The sequence below is a fragment of the Pseudomonas sp. Z1-12 genome (genome assembly GCF_051132015.1).
In the GTDB taxonomy this organism is placed as follows: domain Bacteria; phylum Pseudomonadota; class Gammaproteobacteria; order Pseudomonadales; family Pseudomonadaceae; genus Aquipseudomonas; species Aquipseudomonas zanjanensis.
Window position 1 is genome coordinate 1,013,886 of sequence record NZ_CP071647.1, and the last position, 22,871, is coordinate 1,036,756.

Annotated in this window: 16 protein-coding genes and 1 riboswitch; of the genes, 7 read left to right on the forward strand and 9 right to left on the reverse strand. The window is 61.9% G+C overall.

Annotated features, from left to right (window positions below; genetic code table 11):
• Positions 1-48: 48 nt before the first annotated feature.
• A complete protein-coding gene (locus tag J3P85_RS04345; protein ID WP_434705005.1) occupies positions 49-2,187 on the reverse strand; it encodes a methyl-accepting chemotaxis protein in 2,139 nt (712 codons plus the stop codon).
• 217 nt (positions 2,188-2,404) lie between these two features.
• On the opposite strand from J3P85_RS04345, the gene J3P85_RS04350 reads away from it, so the two are divergent.
• The gene (locus tag J3P85_RS04350; RefSeq protein ID WP_250964719.1) at positions 2,405-3,220 is read left to right on the forward strand and encodes a M48 family metallopeptidase; all 816 of its coding nucleotides are present in this window, start codon (positions 2,405-2,407) and stop codon (positions 3,218-3,220) included.
• Positions 3,221-3,361: 141 nt separating this feature from the next.
• On the opposite strand, the gene J3P85_RS04355 is transcribed toward J3P85_RS04350, so the two are convergent.
• From J3P85_RS04355 to J3P85_RS04365, 3 genes are all read right to left on the reverse strand, one after another.
• Positions 3,362-3,946: a TMEM165/GDT1 family protein gene (locus J3P85_RS04355; protein WP_186708873.1), complete on the reverse strand. Its 585-nt coding sequence runs from the start codon at positions 3,944-3,946 to the stop codon at positions 3,362-3,364.
• A gap of 89 nt (positions 3,947-4,035) precedes the next feature.
• A riboswitch (yybP-ykoY riboswitch) is annotated at positions 4,036-4,158 on the reverse strand.
• A 49-nt stretch (positions 4,159-4,207) separates the two neighbouring features.
• Entirely contained in the window at positions 4,208-5,206 is a 999-nt protein-coding gene (locus tag J3P85_RS04360) for a methyltransferase (RefSeq protein WP_434705006.1), read from the reverse strand.
• A gap of 33 nt (positions 5,207-5,239) precedes the next feature.
• The gene (locus J3P85_RS04365; RefSeq protein WP_434705008.1) at positions 5,240-6,205 is read right to left on the reverse strand and encodes a 2-hydroxyacid dehydrogenase; all 966 of its coding nucleotides are present in this window, start codon (positions 6,203-6,205) and stop codon (positions 5,240-5,242) included.
• Positions 6,206-6,425: 220 nt separating this feature from the next.
• On the opposite strand from J3P85_RS04365, the gene J3P85_RS04370 reads away from it, so the two are divergent.
• From J3P85_RS04370 to J3P85_RS04395, 6 genes are all read left to right on the forward strand, one after another.
• Entirely contained in the window at positions 6,426-7,055 is a 630-nt protein-coding gene (locus tag J3P85_RS04370; protein WP_186708896.1) for a LysE family translocator, read from the forward strand.
• A 154-nt stretch (positions 7,056-7,209) separates the two neighbouring features.
• Positions 7,210-8,892, forward strand: a complete 1,683-nt coding sequence (locus tag J3P85_RS04375; protein WP_186730424.1) for a fatty acid--CoA ligase — start codon at positions 7,210-7,212, stop codon at positions 8,890-8,892.
• A 331-nt stretch (positions 8,893-9,223) separates the two neighbouring features.
• Entirely contained in the window at positions 9,224-11,080 is a 1,857-nt protein-coding gene (locus J3P85_RS04380) for a DUF1302 domain-containing protein (protein ID WP_434705009.1), read from the forward strand.
• Positions 11,081-11,105: 25 nt separating this feature from the next.
• Positions 11,106-12,470, forward strand: a complete 1,365-nt coding sequence (locus tag J3P85_RS04385) for a DUF1329 domain-containing protein (protein WP_053118519.1) — start codon at positions 11,106-11,108, stop codon at positions 12,468-12,470.
• A gap of 353 nt (positions 12,471-12,823) precedes the next feature.
• Complete coding sequence (locus J3P85_RS04390; protein ID WP_434705010.1) at positions 12,824-15,556, forward strand: LuxR C-terminal-related transcriptional regulator; 2,733 nt, start codon at positions 12,824-12,826, stop codon at positions 15,554-15,556.
• Positions 15,557-15,729: 173 nt separating this feature from the next.
• Positions 15,730-16,230 (forward strand): methylated-DNA--[protein]-cysteine S-methyltransferase, encoded by a 501-nt coding sequence (locus J3P85_RS04395; RefSeq protein ID WP_434705011.1) that lies wholly within the window; start codon positions 15,730-15,732, stop codon positions 16,228-16,230.
• A 186-nt stretch (positions 16,231-16,416) separates the two neighbouring features.
• Here J3P85_RS04395 and J3P85_RS04400 read toward each other — a convergent pair whose 3' ends face one another.
• The 5 genes from J3P85_RS04400 to J3P85_RS04420 all read right to left on the reverse strand — a co-directional run bounded on the left by J3P85_RS04400 (position 16,417) and on the right by J3P85_RS04420 (position 22,668).
• The gene (locus J3P85_RS04400) at positions 16,417-18,324 is read right to left on the reverse strand and encodes an alkaline phosphatase D family protein (RefSeq protein ID WP_434705012.1); all 1,908 of its coding nucleotides are present in this window, start codon (positions 18,322-18,324) and stop codon (positions 16,417-16,419) included.
• Positions 18,325-18,592: 268 nt separating this feature from the next.
• Entirely contained in the window at positions 18,593-19,588 is a 996-nt protein-coding gene (locus J3P85_RS04405; RefSeq protein WP_434705013.1) for a TRAP transporter substrate-binding protein, read from the reverse strand.
• A gap of 105 nt (positions 19,589-19,693) precedes the next feature.
• A complete protein-coding gene (dctM, locus tag J3P85_RS04410) occupies positions 19,694-20,977 on the reverse strand; it encodes a C4-dicarboxylate TRAP transporter large permease protein DctM (RefSeq protein WP_434705014.1) in 1,284 nt (427 codons plus the stop codon).
• Positions 20,974-21,606, reverse strand: a complete 633-nt coding sequence (locus J3P85_RS04415) for a TRAP transporter small permease (RefSeq protein ID WP_434705015.1) — start codon at positions 21,604-21,606, stop codon at positions 20,974-20,976. Before J3P85_RS04415 ends, dctM begins: the two co-directional genes overlap by 4 nt.
• A 66-nt stretch (positions 21,607-21,672) precedes the next feature.
• Positions 21,673-22,668 (reverse strand): TRAP transporter substrate-binding protein, encoded by a 996-nt coding sequence (locus tag J3P85_RS04420; protein ID WP_434705016.1) that lies wholly within the window; start codon positions 22,666-22,668, stop codon positions 21,673-21,675.
• Positions 22,669-22,871 lie beyond the last annotated feature (203 nt).

The following is a 22,871-nucleotide window of genomic DNA, read 5'->3' on the forward strand; positions in this document are numbered from 1 at the left end:
CGCAAATCCCCCTGTGGGAGCGAGCTTGCTCGCGATGGGGCCTTAGGATCAGACCCTGAACTGGTTGATCAGCCGCCGCTGCTGCTCTGCCAGTTTGGTCAGCCCGGCGCTGGCCGCGCTGGATTCGTCGGCACCGCTGGCCACTTCGTTTGCCACTTGTCCGATGTTGATCACGTTGCGGTTGATATCGTCGGCCACGGCGCTCTGTTCCTCGGCAGCGCTGGCGATCTGGGTGTTCATGTCGTTGATCACCGACACCGCCTGGGTAATCGTTTCCAAGGCCTGGGCCGCTTTCGCCGCATGCTGCACGCTTTCATCGGTGCGATGCTGGCTGTCTTCCATCACCCGAACCACATCCCGGGTGCCTTGTTGCAGTTGCTGGATCATTGCCTGGATTTCTTCAGTCGCCTGCTGGGTCTTCTGCGCCAGGTTGCGCACTTCATCGGCGACCACCGCGAAACCACGGCCCTGTTCACCGGCCCGGGCGGCTTCGATGGCTGCGTTGAGGGCCAACAGGTTGGTCTGCTCGGCGATCCCGCGGATGGCGGTGAGGATCGCATTGATGTTCTCGCTGTCCTTGGCCAGGGTCTGCACCACACCCACCGCCTTGCCGATTTCCACGGCCAGGGCGCCAATGGAGGTGGAAGTGTCCCGGACGATCTGCATGCCCTGGCTGGCAGCTTGGTCCGCATGACTGGCGGCCTGGGCTGCCTGGGTCGCGTTGCGGGCCACGTCCTGGGCGGTGGCGGTCATTTCGTGCACGGCCGTGGCGACCTGATCGATCTCCGACATCTGCTTATGCACACCTTGGTTGGTACGGATCGCGATGTCAGCGGTGTGCTCCGATGAATCGCTGACACTCTGTACCGAAGTCACCACCTGGGTGATCATGCCCTGCAGCTTGCTCAGGAAGGTGTTGAAGCCCCTGGCGATCGCGCCCAGCTCGTCGGCGCGGTCGCTCACCAGGCGACGGGTCAGGTCGCCTTCGCCCTGGGCGATGTCATCGAGCATCGCCACCATTTGCTTGAGTGGCCGGGCGATGCCGTGGCCCACCAGCCAGATCACCAGCAGACCGATCCCGGCAATCACCAGGCCCACCATCGCCATGCCGAAGATGTCGGTCTGGCGCCGATGGTCGAGGTCTTGCTGCAAGGCTTGCAGGTCGGCCATGACCGCGTTCAGCGGCAGTTGCAACATCAGCGTCCAGCGGGCGTTGGTCTCGCCGATGCCGAACGGCATGTACACCTCGATATGCCCGTGGGCTTCGTCGATGTCGTAGCGCACTTCGCCGACGCCCAGTTTGGTCAGGTTATCCAGTTCGTTGGCGTCCAGCAGGTCGCTGGCCTTTTCCCCGAGTTTGCTCGGGTCCTTGGTGAAGGCCACCAGCCGGTTGTTGCTTGAGAGCAAGGCCATTTCCCCGGCGCCGTCGTACAGCTTGCCATCGGCGGCCACGAGCATGTCCTGGATGAAATTCACCGACAGGTCGGCACCGACGATGCCCTGGAACTTGCCCTCGATCATGATCGGTTCGATGAACGAGGCGAGCATGGTCATCGTGCTGCCGACGCGGTAGGGCGCCGGGTCGATTACGCAGGCTTTCTTGCTGTCCTGGGAGCACAGGTAGTACTCACTGGCGCGAATGCCGGTGGAGAGCAGTTTTTGATCGGTCACATCGGCGAGCTTTTCCAGGCCCAGGGAGCCGTCCTGATTGCGAAACCACCAGGGCAGGAAACGCCCGTTGGTTTCCATGCCCAGCACCGGGCTGTCCACGTAATTGGCGTCGTCGCGGTCGATGGCATTCGGCTCCCAGGCGATGTAGGCGCCGAGGATTTTCGGGTTGCGTACGACGGTTTCGCGCAACAGGCTGATCATCTGCTCGCGGGGCACCTTCAGTTGCGGGTTGCCGTCCGCGCCGTTCATGCCCATCAAGGCATTCGTGGTGGCCAGGCCGCGGGCGAGCAACAGCGGGGCTTCCAGTTCCCGCTGGATCAGGCTGGCCTGGGTGCGCGCCAGGGCACTGAGGCGTTGTTCGATGAGTTGCTCGAACTGCGCCTTGGTTCGCTGTTGCACCATCTCCTGGGTGCGGGCGCCGGCAAACAGCGCGTACAGCACAAGGGCGCCGACCACGCTGAGCACGATGGCACCGGCCAGGGCGGCCACGGAAAACTGGATCGATCTGAATTTCATAAAGACTCCGGACGCGGAAATGACGTCTGGGATCTTTATCGGCGTTTCTGTGGCGCGGCATGAGGCGCTGTTCGTCGGGTGACTGTTTTGGCTAGGTGGGTGTCGCAAATGGGCGCGGTGGTTCTGTCCAAAAAACCGCAATCCCCTCGTTGTGTATCTGGCGCCGATACAAATCAAGGCCTAGGATACGCCCACGTTTCCAGGGAGCTTCTTTTACATGAACAAGACATTGATGGTGAGTGCTCTGAGCGCGGCGCTGCTGCTCGCCGGTTGCCAGTCGGTCAATACCACCAGCGGCGGAGCCGTGGGTGTGGAACGCAAGCAGTACATGTTCAGCATGCTGTCGACCGACCAGGTCAACCAGATGTATGCCCAGTCCTATCAAAAGACGATGGGCGAGGCGAGTGCCCAGGGCGTGTTGGACAAGACCAGCAGCGATGCCAAGCGCGTCCAGGCCATCTCCAGTCGACTGATCGCCCAGGCGCCGGTGTTCCGTCCGGATTCGGCGCAATGGAACTGGGAAGTGAACCTGATCAAGAGCGACGAGCTCAACGCCAGCTGCGGCCCTGGTGGGAAAATCATTTTCTACACCGGCTTGATCAATAAGCTGAAGCTCACCGACGATGAAATCGCCGCGATCATCGGCCATGAAATCGCCCACGCCCTGCGCGAGCACGGGCGCGAAGCGATGTCCAAGGCCTACGGCATCGAAATGGCCAAGCAGGGCGCCGGTGCCTTGTTCGGCCTCGGCCAGGACAGCCTGGCCTTGGCCGACACCGTCGCCAACTACGGCATGACCTTGCCCAACAGCCGTGGCAACGAGAACGAAGCCGACCTGATCGGCCTCGAACTGGCCGCCCGCGCCGGCTATAACCCGAACGCCGCGATCACCTTGTGGAACAAGATGGCCAAGGCGTCGGAAGGCGCGCCACCGGAGTTCATGAGCACCCACCCGTCGTCGAGCAGCCGTATCGCTTCGTTGCAGGCGGCGATTCCGAAGGTGATGCCGCTGTATCAGCAGGCCAAGAAGTAACCACCGTCATGTGGTGAAACTGTTTTTGTGGCGAGGGAGCTTGCTCCCGCTGGGCCGGTCCGACGCCTCGGGCGAAGCGGCCCAAAAAGCTTGCGGTCGCTGCGCAACCGAGCGGGAGCAAGCTCCCTCGCCACAACAGCCTCAAACCCACCCACTGCTCTGCATCGCCTTGTACACCGCCACGATCGCCAGGACGAAGAACGCCGAGGCGGCCAGGCGGCGGATCAGGGTCAGGGGCAGCTTCTCGGCGGCGAAATTGCCCGCCAGGACCACCGGCACGTTGGCAATCAACATGCCCACGGTGGTGCCGATGATCACCAACCACAGCTCCGGGTATTGCGCGGCGAGCATCACCGTGGCGATCTGGGTCTTGTCACCGATTTCCGCCAGGAAGAACGCAATCAGCGTGGTCAGGAACGGTCCGAACTTGCGGGCCGTGTTGGCTTCTTCATCGTCCAGTTTGTCCGGGACCAAGGTCCACAGTGCCGTGGCCGCAAAGCTGGCCGCCAGTATCCAGTGCAGGACCGCGTCGGAGAAAAAACCGCTGACCCAGGCGCCGACCGCGCCGGCCGCCGCATGGTTGGCCAGGGTCGCGGCCACGATGCCAGCGATGATCGGCCAGGGTTTGCGAAAGCGTGCCGCCAGGATGAGCGCGAGCAATTGCGTCTTGTCGCCGATTTCGGCCAGCGCAACGATCGCCGTGGGTACCAGGAGTGAGTCCAGCATCAGGGAATTCCTAAAGGGGCGGGTCGACACGGCTATGACACGTACAGCCTTCCCGCCCCGGGTAAGGTGTGCGTGTCATAGGTCTTGTCAAACCCAGCGACCATCTGCGTGGACGCTTGGGCCGCATACGCCATGGTCTGCTGACCAAGTATGTTGACGTATGCCGGGCGAGCATGGCGCTCGCGGGAGACTACTCCCCTAGGACGGAGCGGATTCTGCCTAGGCAAATCCGATTGGGCAAGTGCTGTTTCTTAAAACATGTCAGCCACGCTTGGCCCGGTAGATGCGAAAGCCCTGGCCTTCTGCCTTGATCGCGCAGACGCCCAGATGCTCTTCGATCAACGGTTGGTACTTGAGGAAACTATTGGCCACCAGCCGAAGTTCGCCGCCGTTTTTCAGATGTTTGGCCGCTTTTCGCAGCAGGTTCTCCGTGGCGTGATAATCGGTGTGCACGCCCACATGGAACGGTGGGTTGCTCAGGATCGCGCTCAAACCCATCGGCGCGGCGTCAATGCCATCACCGGTCAGCACGTCGGCCTCCAGGCCATTGGCGGCCAGGGTCAGGCGACTGCTGGCGGCAGCGAATGCGTCCACGTCCAGCAGGGTGACGGTATTGTGCGGGTAGCGTCGCTTGACCGCCGCCCCCAGTACCCCGGCACCGCAGCCGAAGTCCAGCAGATGCCCGCTGGGCAGTTTATCCAGGTGTTCCAACAGCAGCGCACTGCCGCGATCCAGGCGGCCATGGCTGAACACCCCCGGCAGGCTGATGACTGTCAGCGGGCCTTCGGCCAGGGGCAGTTCGTAGGTTTGGGCCAGGCTTTCCAGCGGCTTGACCTCGGGCGCATTCGCGACCGTGACCTGCCACAGCTGGCAGTGCCGTGCGCTATCGAGCTTGCGCGGCTTGCCGAACGGGTTGAGTTGCTTGGACGCCCCTTCGATGCCGCTGCGTTTTTCCCCCACCAGGTACACCTCACGACCAGCCAGGCGCGCCGCCACGGCATTGAGGATGTAATCGGTCAGGTCCTTGGCCTTGGGCAGGAATACCACGGCGGTGTCGAACCCATGCTCGGGGACGTTCACGCCAAAGTGGCTGCGCTCGGGGAAACGAGCATCCAGCGCGGCCTGATCGCCGGCATGCCAGCACCAGCCATGGGCCTCGGGCAAACGGCCGAGCAGGTCGTCGGCGGGCAGGCCGGCCAACAACACCGAACCCTGGAATAACTCGGCCTGACGAAGCAGTACTTCACTGCGCGGATCCATGGTCTGCTCCTTGAAAAAAAGTGCGGCAGTTTATCAACTGACGACACGCCGCGCTGTACCGCTGAAAAAGCCTTGGGCGTTTTCGCTCATTTGGCCGACGATCCGTTGCCGCGCCTCGCGGCTGCCCCAGGCGTTGTGGGGGGTGACGATCAAGCGTGGAATATCGCCGGCCAGCAGCGGATTGCCTTGGACCGGCGGTTCCACGCTCAGCACGTCGGTGGCCGCGCCACCCAAGTGACCGCGGCGCAGGGCCTCGGCCAGCGCCTGCTCGTCGATCAGGCCACCACGGGCGGTGTTGACCACGAACGCACCGGGCTTGAGCAATGCCAGTTCGCGGGCGCCGATGAAGTGGCGGGTGTGCTCGTTAAGTGGGCAGTGCAGGGTCAGGGCGTCGACGTGTGGCAGCAATTGCTCCAGCGGCAAGCGGTCGGGGCGGGCAGGGCGCCCGGGGATCTGCCCCAGCAGCACACGCATGCCAAAGGCTTCGGCCAGTCGCCCGACGGCGCTGCCCAACTCGCCATGGCCGAGCAGGCCCAGGGTCTTGCCCTCCAGTTCGACAATCGGATAGTCCAGCAGGCAGAACTGCGAAGCCTGCTGCCAGCGACCTTCACCCACCGCTTTTTGATAATCGGCCAGGCGCGTCGCCAGGTTCAGCAACAACATGATCGTGTGCTGGGCCACCGATGGCGTGCCGTAGCCTTGGCAATTGCACACGGTGATGCCGTGGCGGCGGGCCGCCGCCAGGTCGACGTTGTTGGTGCCGGTGGCACTGATCAAAATCAGCTTCAGGTCCGGGCTGGCCGCCATCGCTTGGGCATCGATCACGATTTTGTTGGTGATTGCCACGGTGGCGCCCTTGAGCCGCTCGGTCACCTGGTCTGGCGTGGTCCGGGCGAACAGTTGCAGTTCGCTGAAGCAGCTGCGCAGCGGGCCCAGGTCCAGGTCGCCGAGGTCCAGGGAAGGATGGTCGAGGAAAACGGCGCGGGCGGTGTTCGTCATCAGCTGTACCTTTTATGTCAAGAACCGAAGGCGTAATGTGGCGAGCCTATCAGATGGAATGCTGCCATGGCGGCGTATACCTGTGGCGAGGGAGCTTGCTCCCGCTGGCCTGCGCAGCAGGCCTCGATACAAGGCAAGCGACTGCTGCGCAGTCGAGCGGGAGCAAGCTCCCTCGCCACGGGATGTCATCCAACAAAAGAATGTCGTAAGGAACCCCACCATGTACCTCACCGAATTCCTCACCGTCGCCCTGATCCACCTGCTGGCCGTTGCCAGCCCCGGGCCGGATTTTGCCGTGGTGGTGCGCGAAAGCGTGACCCATGGCCGGCGCGCCGGGACCTGGACGGCGCTGGGCGTCGGCACGGCGATTTTCCTGCATGTGGGCTATTCGTTGCTGGGCATCGGCCTGATCGTGTCGCAATCGATCGTGCTGTTCAACGCGCTGAAGTGGGCCGCCGCCGCGTACCTGCTGTACATCGGCTTCAAGGCACTGCGGGCGCAACCGGCCAAGCCGGCCGAGGAAAACCTGCACCAGGAGATCGGTGAGCGTACCGCCCGCGGCGCGTTCATTTCCGGTTTTGTCACCAACGGCCTGAACCCCAAGGCGACGCTGTTTTTCCTGTCGCTGTTCACCGTGGTGATCAACCCGCATACACCGCTGGCGATCCAGGCCGGTTACGGCGTGTACCTGGCGGTGGCGACGGCCGTCTGGTTCTGCCTGGTGGCGCTGCTGTTCAGCCAGCAACGGGTACGCGCCGGTTTCGCGCGCATGGGCCACTGGTTCGACCGGACCATGGGCGCGGTGCTCGTCGCCATTGGCGTGAAGCTGGCGTTTACCGAGTCGCACTGATCCCGCTCTGTGGCAGCTCCTACAGTCCCAGGCATGGCTCAAGGCTAGTATCTACGCGCGGATCAAATCATTCCTTTGGCTGATTTGATCCGTGTATAAGCGCTCTAGAGTGCTTACTTCCAGCCAAGACCGTGCAGTCAGAAAAGGGACTCTTATGTTGCAGACTCGCGTTATTCCTCCCGCCGAAGGCGCCTATCAATACCCGCTGCTGATCAAGCGGCTGCTGATGTCCGGCACGCGTTACGAGAAAACCCGCGAGATCATCTACCGTGACCAGTTGCGCTACAGCTATCCGACGCTGATCGAGCGGGTCGCGCGCCTGGCCAACGTGTTGACCGAGGCGGGGGTCAAGGCCGGCGATACCGTGGCGGTGATGGACTGGGACAGCCATCGCTACCTGGAATGCATGTTCGCGATCCCGATGATCGGCGCGGTGATCCACACCATCAACGTGCGCCTGTCACCGGAGCAGATCGTCTACACCATGAACCACGCCGAGGACCGCTTCGTGCTGGTCAACAGCGAGTTCGTCGGCTTGTACCAGGCGATTGCCGGGCACCTCACCACGGTGGACAAGACCCTGCTGCTGACCGACCTGCCGGAAAAAACCGCCGACCTGCCGAACCTGGTAGGCGAGTACGAACAATTGCTGGCCGCCGCCGCCCCCACCTACGATTTCCAGGATTTCGACGAGAACTCCGTCGCCACCACGTTCTACACCACCGGCACCACGGGCAACCCCAAGGGCGTGTACTTCACCCATCGGCAACTGGTGCTGCACACCATGGGCGTGGCGACCATCATGGGCTCCATCGACAGCGTGCGGCTGCTGGGCACCAACGACGTGTACATGCCCATCACGCCGATGTTCCATGTCCACGCCTGGGGCCTGCCCTACGTGGCGACCATGCTCGGGCTCAAGCAGGTCTACCCGGGTCGCTACGATCCGGAGTTCCTGGTCGAGCTGTGGCGCAAGGAAAAGGTGACCTTTTCCCATTGCGTGCCGACCATCCTGCAAATGGTCCTCAATGCCAAGGGCGCCCAGGACACCGACTTCGGCGGTTGGAAAATCGTCATCGGCGGCAGCGCCCTGAACCGCAGCCTGTACGAAGCGGCCAAGGCCCGGGGGATCCAGCTCACGGCCGCCTACGGCATGTCGGAAACCGGCCCGCTGGTGTCCTGCGCCCACCTCAACGCGGAACTGATGGCCGGCAGCGAGGACGAACGCACCACCTACCGGATCAAGGCCGGGGTGCCGGGGCCACTGGTGGAGGCGGCGATCGTCGACACCGAGGGGAATTTCCTGCCGGCCGACGGCGAGACCCAGGGCGAACTGGTGCTGCGTGCGCCGTGGCTCACCGAAGGCTATTTCAACGAGCCGCAGAAGGGCGCCGAGCTCTGGGCCGGCGGCTGGCTGCACACCGGTGACGTCGCCACACTCGACAACATGGGCTTCATCGACATCCGCGACCGCATCAAGGACGTGATCAAGACCGGTGGCGAATGGATCTCCTCCCTGGACCTGGAAGACCTCATCAGCCGTCACGCGGCGGTACGCGAAGTAGCAGTGGTCGGCATTCCCGATCCGCAGTGGGGCGAGCGGCCGTTTGCCTTGCTGGTGATTCGCGAAGGGCATGAGATCGGGGCTCGCGAGCTCAAGGAACACCTCAAGCCGTTCGTCGAGCTGGGGCACTTGAGCAAGTGGGCGATCCCGAGCCAGATCGCCCTTGTTACGGAAATTCCCAAGACCAGCGTCGGCAAGCTCGACAAGAAGCGCATCCGCGTCGACATCACCGAATGGCAGCGCAACAACAGCACCTTCCTGTCCACGCTCTAGGCCTTTTTGCCGTGCCCGAAAGGGCACGGCAGCCCCACCAAGCAAGCGCTTGCCTTGTCAAACCGAAAATTTCAGCCATCCTTGCCGTGCCGGCATCTGTCGGCCTGGCGAAAGGACTGTTCCAGAGTGGTTGAGGGCTGCAAATCACACTTTAGAGGGATCAAGCCGTACTACCTGCTGGCTATAGTCCGCTCACGGATTCTCAAGAACGGGGCGCACGCACGAAAGGGCGATGCGACTTCGACGGATGTCGGGACGCTGCCGCTCCCTGCCGCCGAGGTGTTCTTGAAATGTCCATTGCCATAACAATAATGCACATGGAGTAGCGTCGATGACCTCAGCAACCACGTTCTGGCGCCGGGCAAAACTGCCTCTGGCGGTCAGTCTCGCCTCTTCGCTCGCCGGGCCTGCATTCGGCGTCAGTTTCAACATCGGTGAAATCGAAGGCCAGTTCGACTCGTCCCTGTCCGTCGGCGCGAGCTGGTCCACGGCCAACGCCAACAAGGACCTGATCGGCGTCAACAATGGCGGCAAGGGTTTGTCGCAGACCTCCGATGACGGCCACCTGAATTTCAAGCGCGGGGAAACCTTCTCGAAGATCTTCAAGGGCATCCATGACCTGGAACTGAAGTACGGCGATACCGGCGTATTCGTGCGCGGCAAGTACTGGTACGACTTCGAACTCAAGGACGAACACCGCCTGTACAAGGACATCAGCGACAGCAACCGCAAGGAAGGCGCCAAGTCTTCCGGCGGGCAGATCCTCGACGCATTCGTCTACCACAACTACGCCATTGCCGATCAGCCGGGCTCGGTCCGCCTGGGCAAGCAGGTAGTCAGTTGGGGTGAAAGTACTTTCATCCAGGGCGGCATCAACTCCATCAACCCGGTCGACGTGTCCGCGTTCCGTCGCCCAGGTGCCGAGGTCAAGGAAGGCCTGATCCCGGTGAACATGTTCTACGTCTCCCAGAGCCTGACCGACAACCTGTCGGCCGAGGCGTTCTACCAGATTGAATGGGACCAGACCGTGGTGGATAACTGCGGCACGTTCTTCTCCCAGCCGGATGTGATTGCCGATGGGTGTACCGACAATCTGCGGGTGCTGAACAAACGTTCGTCCGTTCCGCTGCCGGGCGTCATTCTTCCGATATTGGAAGGCCAGGGTGTCGATATCAACGAAGAAGGCGTGCTGGTACGTCGAGGCCCGGACCGCGATGCTCGCGACAGCGGCCAGTGGGGCGCATCGTTGAAATACATGTTCGAACCGCTGGACACCGAGTTCGGTGCCTACTTCATGAACTACCACAGCCGTGCGCCGATTTTCAGTGCCCAGGGGGCTGCGCAGCAGTTCTACACCGCGGGGCCAATCGCGGCACTGCGCCCTCTGATCGTGGCAGGTAACTCCAATTACTTTGTTGAGTACCCAGAAGATATCCGTCTCTATGGCCTGAGTTTCTCCACGACACTGCCTACCGGCACGGCGTGGAGCGGTGAGATCAGCTATCGTCCGAATGCACCGGTACAACTGAGCACCACTGACATTCTCTTCGCTGGCGTGACGCCGCTTCCCGGTTTTGGCGATGCATCGGTGCTCCAGGGCACGCCGGGCCAAGACCTGCATGGCTATCGCCGTAAAGAGGTCACTCAGTTCCAGACTACATTCACGCACTTCCTGGATCAGGTCATGGGCGCCAGCCGCCTGACGCTGGTCGGTGAAATCGGGGTGACCCATGTTGGTGGCCTGGAAAGCAAATCCGACGCGCGTTATGGTCGCGATCCGGTGTTCGGGCCGGGCAAACTGCCCAACGATTTCTGTGAGTCGCTCAACGGCTCTACTGCGGGGGGAGGCGGCCAGACCATCAACGACGTGAACAGCAACTGCAACAACGACGGCTTCACCACCTCCACCTCCTGGGGCTACCGCGCGCGCGCCATCTGGGAATACCCGGACGTGTTCGCCGGCGTGAACCTCAAGCCCAACGTAGCCTGGTCCCATGACGTCAAGGGCTACTCGCCAGGCCCTGGCGGCAACTTCGAAGAAGGCCGCAAAGCCGTCAGCCTCGGGCTGGATGCCGAGTACCAGAACACCTACAACGCCAGCCTGGCCTACACCAACTTCTTTGGTGGCGACTTCAGCACCGTGGACGATCGCGACTTCCTGGCGCTCAGCGTCGGCGTGACCTTCTAAGCACCGTATTTCAGGACGACACACTATGAAAATAACAAAGAATCTGATGCAGGCCGGTGTTCTGGGGTTATCCCTGCTGGCCGCCAGCGTCATGGCGGCGGTACCCGCGGCCGAGGCCGATAAACTGGGCAAGAGCCTGACGCCGATGGGCGCCGAGATGGCCGGCAATGCCGATGGCTCGATCTCGGCCTGGAAACCCATGGCCAAGAACGCCGGTGCCGTGGACAGCAAGGGCTTCCTTGCCGACCCGTTCCCGACTGAGAAACCGCTGTTCACCATCACCGCGCAGAACGTCGAGCAGTACAAGGCCAAACTCGCCCCGGGCCAGTACGCGATGTTCAAGCGCTACCCGGAAACCTTCAAGATGCCGGTCTACCCGACCCATCGCGGCGCCACCGTGCCGGACGAGGTGTTCGCCTCCATCAAGAAGAATGCGGTCAACACCAAGCTGGTGTCTGGCGGCAACGGCCTGGAGAACTTCGAGACGGCCGTGCCGTTCCCGATTCCCCAGAGCGGCGTGGAAGTGATCTGGAACCACATCACCCGCTATCGCGGCGGCAGCGTGACGCGCCTGGTCACCCAGGCCACCCCGCAGCCCAACGGCTCCTACAGCCTGGTGTACTTCCGCGACCAGTTCGTGTTCCGCGACAAGATGAAGGATTTCGATCCGGCCAACCCGGGCAACATCCTGTTCTACTTCAAGCAACAAGTGACCGCGCCGGCGCGCCTGGCCGGTGGCGTGCTGCTGGTGCACGAAACCCTCGACCAAGTGAAGGAACCGCGTTCGGCATGGGTCTACAACGCTGGCCAGCGCCGTGTGCGCCGTGCCCCGCAAGTGTCCTATGACGGCCCGGGTACCGCCGCCGACGGCCTGCGTACTTCCGACAACCTGGACATGTACAACGGCGCGCCGGATCGCTACGACTGGAAGCTGGAAGGCAAGAAAGAGCTGTACATCGCCGCCAACAGCTACAAGATCGATTCGCCGCAACTCAAGTACGCCGACATCATCAAGGCCGGCCACATCAACCAGGACCTGACTCGCTACGAGCTGCGTCGTGTCTGGCATGTGACTGCGACCCTGAAGGAAGGCCAGCGTCACATCTACGCCAAGCGTGACTTCTACATCGACGAAGACACCTGGCAAGCCGCGGTGATCGACCACTACGACGGTCGTGGCCAACTGTGGCGCGTGGCCGAGGCCCATGCCGAGAACTACTACGACAAGCAAGTGCCGTGGTACGCCCTGGAAACTCTCTACGACCTGCAGTCCGGCCGCTACCTGGCGCTGGGCATGAAGAACGAAGAGAAATCGGCCTACGACTTCGGCTTCACCGCCACCACCGCCGACTTCACTCCGAACGCATTGCGCCAGGACGGTATCCGCTAAACCGCTCCACCCGAGGCCGCATCCTCGAAACAACGCCCCGACTGGTTCGGGGCGTTTTTTTTGACCCACACAAAACCCCTGTGGCGAGGGAGCTTGCTCCCGCTGGACTGCGAAGCAGTCCCAAAGCGGAGTACTCGGGGCATCAGATCAAACGGGGCGGCCTTGGGGCTGCTGCGCACCCCAGCGGGAGCAAGCTCCCTCGCCACAAGAGCGGCGGCTGCCTGGATTTTTCACGGCCATCAACGTGTAGTCTTTTTGTAGCCATTTGTAGCACTCCCTTCAATACCTCCTCGTTTACCGCTAGTCTGCGGACATCTGCAACGCCGCCACCCGCATTCCAACAAGAGCCGGCCATGACTGATTTGTCTTCACTTCCGGATTCTGCCCGCGCAGCCATCGCGGTACAGGACGGGCGTTTCTACCGCCCGCCCTTGCCCGACGGCCATGTCGTGCGGCCGCGGTTGTGCCAGCGTTTGGCCGCTGGGCTCGGGGGCAGGTTGTTGTTGGTCAGTGCGCCGGCGGGGTTTGGTAAAAGCTCCCTGGCGGTGGAGTTCTGCCAGAGCCTGCCGGCCTATTGGCAAAGTCTCTGGCTGGGGCTCAGTGCCCGGGACAACGATCCCGGGCGTTTCCTGGAACGTTTGCTCGAAGGGCTCCAGGCCTTTTTCCCGCAACTGGGTGGCCGGGCACTGGGGTTGCTGAAAATGCGCCAGCGCCACCAGCCCTTTGCCTTCGAAGAATGGCTCGATGGCTTGCTGGACGAACTGTCCATGCACTTGTCGCCGCGCAACCCCTTGTTGCTGGTCCTGGACGATTACCACCTGGCCCAAAGCCCGGTGCTGGATCGCTGCCTGCAATTTTTCCTCAATCACCTGCCCGACGGTCTGCTGGTCCTTGTCACCAGCCGCCAGCGTCCGGACTGGCACCTGGCGCGCCTGCGCCTGTCGCGGCAATTGCTCGAACTCAATGAACAAGACCTGCGCCTGACCCATGACGAAGCCTTGACCCTGCTCCAGCATCACAGCAGCTCGTTGCGCGGTGAGGCGTTGGAAAACCTCATCCAGCGCAGCGAAGGTTGGGTGGCGGGGCTGCGGTTCTGGTTGCTGGCGGCGTCTGAAGCCGGCACCGAAGGCCTGCTGCCCCAGGCCTTGAATGGCGGCGAAGGGATGATTCGTGATTACCTGCTCGAAGAAGTCATCGATTGCCTGCCCGCCGAGGTGCAGGCTTTTCTCTATGACACGGCCCCTCAGGAGCGCTTCTGCAGCGCGCTGTGCGACGCCGTGCGCGAAGCCCATGACAGCGCCGAGATCCTGCGTTACCTGGCGTCCCATCAAGTATTCCTGGTGCCTTTGGACGAGCACGGCCATTGGTACCGTTACCACCATCTGTTTTCCGATCTGCTGCGCAGTCGTCCCAGCGCGCCGGCCATGGTCCCGGCCGCGACGCTGCACTTGCGGGCCTGCCGCTGGTTCAACGCCCAGGGCCTGATCGACGAAGCCGTGGAGCAGGCGCTGCGGGCCGGCCACCTGGATGTGGCGGCGAACCTGGTGCAGAACCTCTCGGAGGAACAACTGCTGGCCGAGCAGAACGTCGGCATGTTGCTGCGCTGGAAAATGGACCTGCCCGACAGCCTGCTCATCAGCACGCCGCGGCTGATCGTGCTCTACAGTTGGGCGCTGGGGTTGGCCTGCCAGTTGGATGCCGCCGAAGAGCTGGCCGCGCACTTGAGTCGTTTCCTGCCGGCCCCTTCGGCCACTGCGCAAAAATCCATGCTCGCCCAATGGCTGGCCCTGAGCGGCATCGTCGCCCGGGGTCGTGGCGATCGCGAGGCCACCGTGCGTTATTGCAGCGAAGCCCTGGAGAGCTTGCCGCAAAAACGCTACGGCCAGCGGCTGATGTGCCTGTCCACCTTGTCGAACCTGGCCATTGCCGACGGTGACCTGTGGCGCGCGCGTAACCTGAACCGCGACTCCCTGGAGCTGGCGCAGCGGGTCGGCAATCCGTTGTTCGAGGCCTTGGCCCATTACGATCGGGCCCGGGTCCTGCAGGCGCGGGGAGAGATCCTGCGGGCACTGGATGAAGTGCACCATGGCCTGCAACGCTTGCACAAATTATCGCCCCAGCGGCTTTATGCGGTGCGGGCACGACTGATCATGTACGAAGGTTTCCTGCTGACCTTGCGCCTGCAGCCCCAGGCCGGCCTGGCGCGGTTGCAGGCCGGCCTCACCGAAGCCCGCGCCTGCCGCGACATCAGCGTGCTGATCGGTCACTGCGTGGTCGCGCGGATCGAAGGCTACAGCGGCGAGTTCGCCCGGGCTTTTGCCGAACTGGCTGAAGCCGAGCGCCTGATGCACATCTGGGATGTTCCGCCGATCTACTACCTGGCGATGATTACCCTGGTCAAATGCGAACTCTGGCTGGCCCAGGGCCGTACCGACCTGGCTGAAGCCTGGTTGGCCCGCCTGGGCCAGACCTACACGGGTGAGCGGGCCGCCGCGCCGCCGGAATTCCACCCGCAACTGCCCCTGCATGTCGAACTGCAACAGGCGGTGCTGGAATCCATCCGGGGTCAACCGATGCTCGCCGAAGGCCGGCTCAATGCCTTGTTGGAGCACGGCCAGCAAACCGGCCGGCAGATGCTCAGCGTGATGGCGCTCAACCAGAAAGTCGCCTTGCTGTTGAGCCTCGGCCGCGAACCCGAAGCCCGCCGCACCCTGGCCCAGGCTTTCGAAGCCGCCAGCGGTGGGGTGTTGCAGCCGTTCGAGTGGTTGCTGGGCAAGCACTGTGAATGGCTGCGCGAACAACTGCTGAACGCGCCGCCCAGCACCCTGCGCGAACATCTGCTCGAACGCCTGCCCTCGGTGGTCCAACCGGTCGACCCTGCGGCACCTGTCGAAACCCTGAGCAGTCGCGAACGGGCGGTGTTGCAGTTGATTGCCCAAGGCTGTTCGAACCAGGAGATCAGCGAGCAATTGTTTATCTCCCTGCACACCGTCAAGACCCACGCCAGCCACATCAACAGCAAACTCGGGGTCGAGCGCCGCACCCAGGCGGTGGCGCGGGCGAAAGCGTTGGGGTTGTTGGGTTGAGCAAGATATTGCGGCTGGTGAGATCGCCCGTGGCGAGGGAGCTTGCTCCCGCTGGGCTGCGAAGCAGCCCCCAACTGATAATCTGACACACCGCGGTGCCACGTGTAGGGTCGCTTCGCAACCCAGCGGGAGCAAGCTCCCTCGCCACAAAGGCTTTGACAAGGAATCCCTCGATGTTGCCCCTCTACAAAACCATCCCATCCCCCGTCGGCCAACTGATCCTCGTCGCCCGGGAGACGAGGCTGGAGGCCATCCTGTGGGAAAACGAGCGGCTCAATCGGGTGCGCCTGGGGCCTTTGGAAGAGGACACCCGGCATCCGGTCCTCAAGGAAACCGAACGTCAGTTGCTGGAATACTTCGCCGGCCAGCGCCGTCGTTTCGAGCTGGAACTGGATTTTGCCGGCACTGACTTTCAGGTCCGGGTCTGGCAGGCCCTGTTGACCATCCCCTTCGGTGAAACCCGCAGCTACCGCGACATCGCCCTCCAGATCGGCCAGCCCACAGCGGTCCGGGCGGTCGGCGCCGCCAATGGCCGCAACCCTATCTCGATCATCGCCCCGTGCCACCGCGTCATCGGCAGTTCCGGCAGCCTCACCGGCTTCGCTGGCGGCCTGGCAGCCAAACAGTTCCTGCTCAGCCTCGAAGGCCAGGAGAGCCTGCAGCTACCGTTCTGATCTGGTACAGGGATTGGGGGGATGCAAAATTTATAGTCAGACCCAAACCACTGTGGGAGCGAGCTTGCTCGCGATGACCTCGGCACAGCCTGCATCACCGGCAACTGACCCACCGCTATCGCGAGCAAGCTCGCTCCCACAGTTGATGTGAGGTGACTGGAAATTTTGCATTTGCTCTCACGAGTTTCAAGCTGACGGAGATTTGGGAGGGCGCATACGCGTCGGCGGCAGGCCGTTGGCGTTGTGCTGGTAGATCTGCGCGGGCTGGCCCTGTTCGTTGAAGAACACCTGGCCGATGCCTGCGCTGTTCCACAACCGTTCGCCCGCTTCAGCGTGTTCCGGCGTGTGGGGGACGATGCGCATGCTGCGGCGCTTGGTGAACCAGTTCAGGGGCGAGCGCGGCGAGTAGAGCCAGCGGTTCAGGCGGTCGAACCATTCCAGCAGCACCGGTGGGAATTCATTCTTGATGCCGCTGCTGGTGATCTGCCAAATGCGCGGGCCGCCCTTGCGGTGTGGGATCAGCACCTCGTAGACGAAGGAATAATGCACATCCCCCGACAGCACCACGTAGTTACCGGGTGTACGCGAATGTCGGAAAATATTCAGGATCACCTGGGCGGCGCCGCGATGGGCCATCCAGTTTTCCGCATCCACCAACAACGGAAAACCGCACCAACTGAACACCCGCTGCACGGTCTCGATCAGCTTCACGCCGAAGATCGGTGCCGGCGAGACGATGATTGCCGAGGGGTGATCCAGCAGATCCTGTTGCAACTCGCTCAGGGCTTCCCAGTCCAGCAGGCCGGAAGGTTGCTTGAGGTTGTTCTCGCTGCGCCAGCGGCGGGTACGGGTGTCGAGCACCACCAGGGCCGGCGTGCTTGGCAGCACGTAATGCCAGCGCTGGAAACCCAGCAGGGTGTCGATCAGTTGGTCCTGTGGCGCGCTGTCGAGGTAGCGGTCCCGGGCGGTGTCGCTCAGGGCCAGGGTTTGCGCAAGCACATCAGCAAAGGCATCCGGGTTGTTGCCCCAGCCCTGGCAGAGCATGTAGGCGATCAAGGCGTTGCCGATGATGCGTTTGGAGAACGGATGGCCGTAGGCCGTTTCTTCCCACTGCGCGGACAGATTCCAGTCGTCGGTGATGTCGTGGTCATCGAAAATCATCAGGCACGACAAGTGCGCAAACACCCGCGCTACGCCGTCCAGCCCGGTCTTGAACGCATCGATGCGTTGCTGTTCCAGGTCGTAGCGCTGGCGCCGTTCGACGGTCAGTTCGGGCGGTTGAACAGTGATCAGTGTCCAGGGCACCGGCGACCATACCAGCAGGTACATCGCCATGACCTCGGCGAAGGTCACCAGATGATTATCGGCGCTGCTGCTGGTGAAGATCGGCTTGCGCGCCCCGCCAAAAAAGCGCTCGCGCAGGGTTTCGTTGCTTTCCAGGGCCGGTAGCAAATCGGCCCGATGGTAATAGCTGGCCGGGTGTTGGTAGAGCTTGGCGCTGTCTTCCACCACGGCGCCGTCCAGGCGCTCCTCGAACAGCCCCAGGCGTTCGATCAGCCCATGAATCGCCCGCAGCATGGGGCCGGCGACGTCGTCGGCATAGACCTGGTCGCCGCTCATCATCAACAGCGCCGGGCGTTGCGCCGGGTCTTGCGCCAACAATCGGTCAACACACAGCAGGCCGTCGTTGGCCGGGTAGTGGGGTTTGCGGCAGGAACCGTGGACCAATTGCTCGATGCGCGAATGCAACATGAAGTTCGGGCACTGTGCCCCGTCATACAACAGGTGCGGCGCCCATTCGGCGATGGGCGCGCCCTCTACCAGCAGGTCGTAGTCAATCGCTACGTCCTGGGGCAGGGGCGTGTCGAGCGTCACGTCGATCAGGTGCACAAAAGCGTGTTGCCCCACCGGCACTACGGTGCAACGCGACGCATCCAGCGTCAGGTCGCCGACCCCGTCAATGCGCAGGGTTAACGCTAGCGCTCGTGTGCCCACCAGCCACATCACCAGGCGCGCAGGTTCCAGCCGCCGTAACAGCGGGCCGACCAGGACGGGTGGGAGGGTAGAGGTGATGTCTGGGGTGGACGACAGCATTAGCGAAAAAAGCCTCTATTCAGGGAGAGGCGGGGATCATAGCGCAATGTGCTTTGCAACTGGGGAGGGTTGGATTTGAAGTGGGGGAATTGCGCTCTTGTGGCGAGGGAGCTTGCTCCCGCTGGGGCGCGAAGCACCCCCAAAACCTGACACCACGGTGTGTCAGGCAAACATTGGGGGCTGCTGCGCAGCCCAGCGGGAGCAAGCTCCCTCGCCACAGAGAGTGTTGAGCCAAGGGCATCAATTTATCCACAGTCCTGTCACGGGCTTATTGAGCGACGTTGGAAGCCTGCGCCGCCTTGATCAAATCCGCCCCGATGTCCTTTTCAAACTTCGCCCACACCGGTTTCATCTTGTCGCGCCAGGCGCTGCGTTCCTGGGGCGTGAGGGCAATGATCTCGGTGGTCTTGGCGTCCAGGACTTTTTGCTTGTCCTGCTGGTTGAATCGTTCCGCTTCCTGGTTGGCATGGGCCGTGGATTCGACGACGATCTTCTCCAGTTCGCTGCGGATGTCCGGCGGCAGGCCGTTCCAGAAGTCCGACGTGGTGATCAACATGTAGTCGAGTATGCCGTGGTTGGACTCGGTGACGTACTTCTGCACTTCATTGAGTTTCTGATTATAAAAGTTCGAGTAAGGATTTTCCGTGCCATGGACCAGGCCGGTGCGCAGCCCCTGGTACACCACCGAGAAAATCATCGGTTGCGCCTTGGCGCCCACCGCCTTGAATTGCTCCTCCAATACGGCGGAGGTCTGTATCCGGAACGTCAGGCCACGGGCATCCTCGGGGGTGCGCAATGGCTTGTTGGCCGACAGTTGCTTCATGCCGTTGTGCCAATAGGCCAGGCCGGTGATGTTCTTGCTTTCCATGGACTTGAGCAGCTTCTGGCCCTCGGGGCTCTGCTGGAAGCGGTCCACTGCGGCGATGTCATCGAATAGAAAGGGTAAGTCGAACAACTGCACGGCCCTGGTGTACTGGTCAAACTTGGCCAGCGACCGCGCAATGATCTGCATTTCCCCCAGGAGCAAGGCTTCCATCTCCTTGTCATCGCCGTACAGCGTGGAGTTGGGGTACACCTCGACCTTCACCTTCCCCGGCAACCGCTCCTCCGCCAGCTTCTTGAACATCAGCGCGCCCTGGCCCTTGGGCGTTTGTTCGCCTACTACGTGGGAGAACTTGATGACGATCGGCTCGGTCGCCATGACCGTTCCCCACGCGCCGAAAGCCAGGGCGCAGGCGAGGGCTTTCCATACAGGTTTGAGCATTCAAGAGGTCCTTTTTTTGTCTGGAGGCAAAGGGCCGACAGATCGGCCCGATACCTCCGAGGCAAGGCAAATCATCCTTTGCCCGCCACAGAGTGTTTGCCGGGTTTAACTCATCCCCAACCAATTCGGCAGTGCCAGGGAAATCCACGGCACATAGGTAATCAGCACCAGGAACGCCAACAGGATCATCAACCACGGCATCGCCGCACGGATCGTGGCGGGGAGGGACATGCCGGTCACCGCCGAGGTGACGAACAGGTTCAGCCCCACCGGCGGCGTGATCAGACCGATCTCCAGGTTCACCACCATGATGATGCCCAAGTGAATCGGGTCGATGCCCAGCTTCATGGCGATGGGGAACAGGATCGGCGCCAGGATCAGGATGATCGCCGAAGGCTCCATGAACGCGCCGGCAATCAGCAGCACGATGTTCACCACCAACAGGAAGGTCACCGGCGTCAACCCGGCCTCGATCACCCAGGCGGTGATTTGCTGCGGCAGTTGTTCGGTGGTCAGCACGTGGGCGAACAGCATGGCGTTGGCGATGATGAACATCAGCATGATGCTCAGCTTGGCCGACTCCAGCAGCACCTTCGGTGTCTCGCGGAACGTGAGGTCCTTGTAGACGAACAGCGCGATGAACGCCGAATACACCGCCGCCACTGCTGCGGCTTCGGTGGGGGTGAACATCCCGGAATAGATCCCGCCGAGGATGATGAACATCAGCAACAGGCCCCAGATGGCCTTGCGCGCGGTGGTCAACCATTCGCGGAACGTGGCGCGGGGCAGGGCTGGCAGGTTTTTCTTCACGGCGACGATGTAGATCGCCACCATCAGGAACAAACCCAACAGCAAGCCCGGGATGACGCCGGCCATGAACAACTTGCCCACCGAGGTTTCGGTCGCCGCGGCATACACCACCATCACGATCGACGGCGGAATCAGGATGCCCAGGGTCCCGGCATTACACACGATGCCGGCGCCAAACGCCTGTGGATAACCCGAGCGCACCATCCCGGCAATGGCGATGGAACCCACCGCTGCCACCGTCGCGGGACTTGAACCAGACAACGCCGCAAACAGCATGCAAGCCAGCACTGCCGCAATCGCCAGGCCCCCGCGGATATGCCCGACGCAGGCATTGGCAAAGTCGATCAACCGTCGCGCCACGCCGCCCGTGGTCATGAACGCACCGGCCAGCAGGAAGAACGGAATCGCCAGCAACGTGTAGTGTTCGGAGGTTTCGAACAGCTTGATCGCCAGGGAACGCACCGAGTCGGGGCTGAAGAAAATGATGGTCAGCGATCCCGCCAGCCCCAACGAAATGGCAATGGGCACGCCGATAAACATCAGCACGAACAGTGCAATGAACAGGAAGGCAATGGTCATGGCTTGTCTTCCTCGTGCTCGGTCAATTTGATGGCTTCGGCCGCTTCATCGGCCAGGCCCAGGCCGGTCTGGCGATTCATCAGGATGCGCACGAGAATTTCCGCGAAACGAATGAATACCAGCGCGAACCCTACCGGTACGATCAGCCCGATATGCCATTGCATGATGCCGAAATGGCCAAGGTCCTCGGCGCCGATCTCGGCAATCATCAAGGTGTTGATCCATTCGTAACTCGCCACCGCCAACAGGCCGGCGTAGGCGAGGCAGCACAGGCAGGCGATGACGCCAATGAAACGCTGCACCGGTTTGCTCGCCAGCTTCACCAGCGCATCGACGCCGATGTGCCCGGCGGTGCGAACACCGTACGAAAGACCGAAGAAAATCAGCCAGCCAAACAGCGCCTTGGTCAGCGAGCTACTCCAGGTCATCGCCTGGGCCATCCCCATGACAGAGTCGCCGATGGCGAACATCGACTCGCTGGCGGCGGGCCAATGGTCGCCGAGGCTGTAGAAAACCGCGTATAGATTATTGAGTACCACGTAGACGAACGTGACGAGCGTCATGGCGGCCAGAAGGAAAGCGATGAAAGCTTCCTCGAAGTGTTCCCAGGTGCGCCGAAGGGCGTTCATGGATGACATCTCCTGTGGGGAGGACGACAGGCCGGCACCGCCAGGGCGGCGGCACCGGCCAACCAATCACTGGGCTTTGTTGGAGGCTTCGGCGGCTTTGATCAGGTCAGCGCCGATATCGCCTTCGAACTTCTTCCACACCGGTTTCATCTTGTCGCGCCATGCGCCGCGTTCTTCTGGTGTCAGGGTGATGATCTCGGTGGTCTTGGCGTCGAGGATGCGTTGTTTGTCGTGCTCGTTCAGCTGCGCCGCCTCTTTGTTCACGTGGGCGGTGACTTCTACCAGGATCTTGTCCAGTTCAGTGCGGATGTCCGGCGGCAGGCCGCTCCAGAACTTGGTGTTGGTGATCAGCATGTAGTCGAGCAAACCGTGGTTGGACTCGGTGATGTACTTTTGCACTTCATGCATTTTCTGGCTGTAGATGTTCGAGTACGGGTTTTCCGCACCGTTGACCACACCGGTCTGCAAACCTTGGTACACCTCGGCGAAGCTCATCTTGCGTGGGTTGGCGTTCACCGCCTTGAATTGCTCTTCCAGCACGGCCGATGCCTGTACGCGGAACTTCAAGCCACGGGCATCCTTGGGTTCACGCAACGGCTTGTTTGCCGACAACTGCTTCATGCCGTTGTGCCAATAGGCCAGGCCGGTAATGTTCTTGCTTTCCATGGACTTGAGCAGCTTCTGGCCTTCAGGGCTCAACTGGAAGCGGTCCACGGCGGAAATGTCATCAAACAGAAACGGCAAGTCGAACAACTGCACCGTCTTGGTGTACTGCTCGAACTTGGCCAGCGACGGCGCAATCATCTGCACGTCACCCAACAGCAAGGCCTCCATCTCCTTGCCGTCGCCGAACAGTGAAGAGTTGGGGTAGACCTCGACCTTCACTTTGCCTGGCAGCCGTTCTTCCACCAACTTCTTGAACAGCAGTGCGCCTTGGCCTTTTGGTGTTTGTTCGGCGACCACATGGGAGAACTTGATCACCACCGGATCTGCCGCCATGGCCGTGCTCATCGCACTCAGGGCCAACGTGCAAGCGAGCGCTTTCCAGATAGGTTTGAACATTACGGGCTTTCCTCTTGTTTTTAGTATTTTCGTGCGGGCTCATTCAAAACACGGCACGGCGGAACAATGATGAGTCTAGGCAGAAAAACAACTTGTCGGGGGCGGTTAACGGGAAAAACCGTCCTTTGGCTGTACGTCTCGACAGGTTGCGCTAGAGCCTTCCTTGCGTCGGGCTGAAACATCACAAAGGGTCATTTCGACAG